The sequence below is a fragment of the Spongiactinospora gelatinilytica genome (genome assembly GCF_003236385.1).
Classification (GTDB): Bacteria; Actinomycetota; Actinomycetes; order Streptosporangiales; family Streptosporangiaceae; genus Spongiactinospora; species Spongiactinospora gelatinilytica.
The window spans coordinates 1-1,421 of record NZ_POUA01000714.1 but is presented as its reverse complement, the minus strand read 5'-3'; the positions used below and the strand labels follow the sequence as shown (position 1 = coordinate 1,421).

Below are 1,421 nucleotides of genomic sequence, written 5' to 3'. Positions count from 1 at the left end.
GTGGTGGGGGCGCCGGCTCGGCTCAGTCCGAGGGTGCTGCTGATCGATCCGGTGCGGATGCTGCCGTCGTTGTTCGTGCCGCTCGTCGGCGTGCTGTTCGTGGGCGGGTTCTCCCCGGCGTCGTTCGGGTGGGCCGCCTTCGGCGTGGTGGGCACCGTCGTCTACTCGGTGGTGCGGTGGGCGACGTTCACGTACCAGATCGTCGGTGACCGCCTGGAGCTGACCCGCTCGCTGGTCAGCCGATCGGTGCGGACGATCCCGCTGGAGCGGGTCCGCGGCGTGGACATCAGCACCCCGCCGCTGCACCGGCTGCTCGGCCTTTCGGTTCTGCGGATCGACACCGGGGCCAGAGGCGGCGGCGAGAAGCAGGAGGGGGAGCTCAACGGCGTGACGGCCGCCGAGGCCGAACGCCTCAAAGGCGTACTTCTGCGCCGCGCCAGAGCGGCCAGGGCCCAGGCCCCCGAGGCGGTCCCGGAGGCCACCGCGGGCGAGCGACCGGCGGTCCAGGCCGTACCCGGCGAGGCCGTGCCCTCCATGCCCTCCGCATCCTCCGCAGCCGGCCAGGTGCACACCGCCGTGCCGCGAAAGTGGCTCCTGTACGGCCCGCTGTCCGGTGCGTACCTGCTCACCCCGTTCGCGCTGGCCGCCGGCGCGGTGGGCCTGGCGTTCCAGTGGGGCGAGGAGTTCGGCTTCGGCCGGCGCGCCGCCTGGGACCTCGGAAAGTGGCTGTGGACCCATCCCTGGCTCCTGGTGGTGGCGGCGGTCCTGCTCGTGCTGGCCATGCCGTTCGTGGGCGCGGTCATGTACGCGGTCTTCAACTGGGACTTCACCCTGCGCTCCCGGGACGGCTACCTGGTCGCCGAGCGCGGCCTGATCAACCGGCGCAGCGTCTCACTCGAACGACGCAGGGTCAGAGGCTATGAGATCGTCGACGCGCCGGCCGAGCGCTTCGCCCGCGTGGTGCGGGTTTGGGCGATCGTGACCGGGCTGGGTGACTCACAGACGCGGGGACAGCTCCTTCCGGTCGTACCGCGTCAGGCCGCGCTGGCCGTCACGGCCGAGGCGGTCGGCGGGTTCGCCGCGCCGCTGCGCCCGCATCCGGCCGCCGCTCTGCGGCGCAGGATGTTCCGCGCGATCGCTCCATGGCTGTTCCTGACGGCTGTGGGGGCCGTGACGGCCCTCACGACGGGGGACTGGGAGTGGTGGGCGCCGGCGGGCCTCGCGTTGCTGCTGGCCGTACTGGGCGTACCCCTGGGGCTCGACCGGTACCGTTCGCTCGGGCATGCCTACGACGGCACGCGCCTGTCCGTGCGCTCCGGGTCCCTGCGCCGCCGTCAGGCGGTGGTCGAACGGCGGGCGGTGGTCGGCTGGACACTGCGCCAGACGTGGTTCCAGCGGCAGGCGGGCGTGCTCACCGTGAT

The 1,421-nt window shown here is 73.0% G+C and carries 1 protein-coding gene; it reads left to right on the top strand.

Annotated features, from left to right (window positions below):
• Positions 1–33: 33 nt before the first annotated feature.
• The coding region (locus C1I98_RS38845) for a PH domain-containing protein (RefSeq protein ID WP_199537557.1) at positions 34–1,421 on the top strand (1,388 nt) is incomplete at its 3' end.